The 1,214-nt window shown below is 61.5% G+C and carries 1 protein-coding gene; it reads left to right on the forward strand.

What is annotated here, in order from left to right; all coding sequences use genetic code 11:
• Nucleotides 1-258: 258 nt before the first annotated feature.
• On the forward strand, nucleotides 259-906 hold the full coding sequence (locus I5M_RS25705) for a MarR family winged helix-turn-helix transcriptional regulator (RefSeq protein ID WP_022724020.1): 648 nt from the start codon (nucleotides 259-261) through the stop codon (nucleotides 904-906).
• The last annotated feature ends 308 nt before the right edge of the window (nucleotides 907-1,214 follow it).

A 1,214-nucleotide genomic window follows, 5' to 3' on the forward strand; every position in this document is an offset into this window, starting at 1 on the left:
TCAAGCGCGATCTTCCGCGTCCTGGGCGTCATCGGATGGGCGGTCCTTGTCTCTGAGGCCAGCCCGGCGCGCGCCTGCGGGTTGCGCGTGACTGGCAGCGATCTTGCTCCGGAAGACACTTGAGACACCTCAAAGCTCGCCGGATAATACGGGCTATACTGATGATATTATTTTTCATGCGACGGGGTGTCAATGTGGGCTATGCTGATTTTTTCGGCGCCGCAATGCGCCGTCGCTGGACGAGCCTGAGAGGACGGAATGACCGAATATGATGTGATGGATCAGCACGCGGACGGCGGTCCGGCGCCCGGCCGGCTGCCGCTGTGGTCGCGGGTGGGCTATCTGGTCCGCCGCCTGCATCAGATCCACAACGCCATCTTCGTCGAGGAGTGCAAGCAGTTCGGCATCACGCCGGTCCAGTACGGCCTGCTCACTGCGCTGCATTATTATCCCGGCAGCGATCAGGTCACCCTCGGCCACGAGGTTGGTATCGACCGGACCAACGTGGCTGACGTGTTGGAGCGTTTGTCGGAGCGCGGCCTGGTGCGGCGCGAACGCAGCCAGCGTGATCGCCGCTCGATGATAGCCTTCCTAACCCCTGCGGGAGAGGAGGTTCATGAACAGGCCCGGGTCTGCATGATGAAGGCGCAGGAGCGGCTATTGGCTCCTTTGGCGCCGCCGTTCCATCCCGCGTTCCTCGCCGTACTCACCCAGCTCGTCGAGGGGAATAGTCAGTTCGTGCCGTCCGAATCCGGCTTCGATGTCGAGCGTCGCCGCCGCGAGAAGATGCTTTCGCCGCAGCGCGAAAAAGCGACAGCCAAGTCCGACGCCGAGCCGGGTGTAAGTGAAGAGCGCCCGCCGGCGCGTCGTGGTCGCCGCAAATCGGCGATGTCGACCGCCAAATAGCGCCTGTTGGTAGGTGTCGGCGCGCCGCTCGCGGCCGCCTGTGCGCATGCGCCGCAGTCAGCGATCCAAAGCCCCAAAATAAGGAGAGTTTCCCCCAATATGGATAGCCGACCATTCTGCGACGCCGGCTCAATGCAGGAAAAATAATCAGTACAGCGCCTTTTTTGGGCTGTTCAAGCCAAGACCCTGTGTTACGCTTGATGACAGTTGTTCCATCAAAGGGGTCGGCTGATGCGAGTAAGTCCTAAAGTCATTATTGGTGCGCTGGTGATGACGATGACGGCGATCGCCGCACCGGCGAACGCGCT

Source organism: Rhodopseudomonas sp. B29, from assembly GCF_000333455.1.
Lineage (GTDB): Bacteria > Pseudomonadota > Alphaproteobacteria > Rhizobiales > Xanthobacteraceae > Rhodopseudomonas.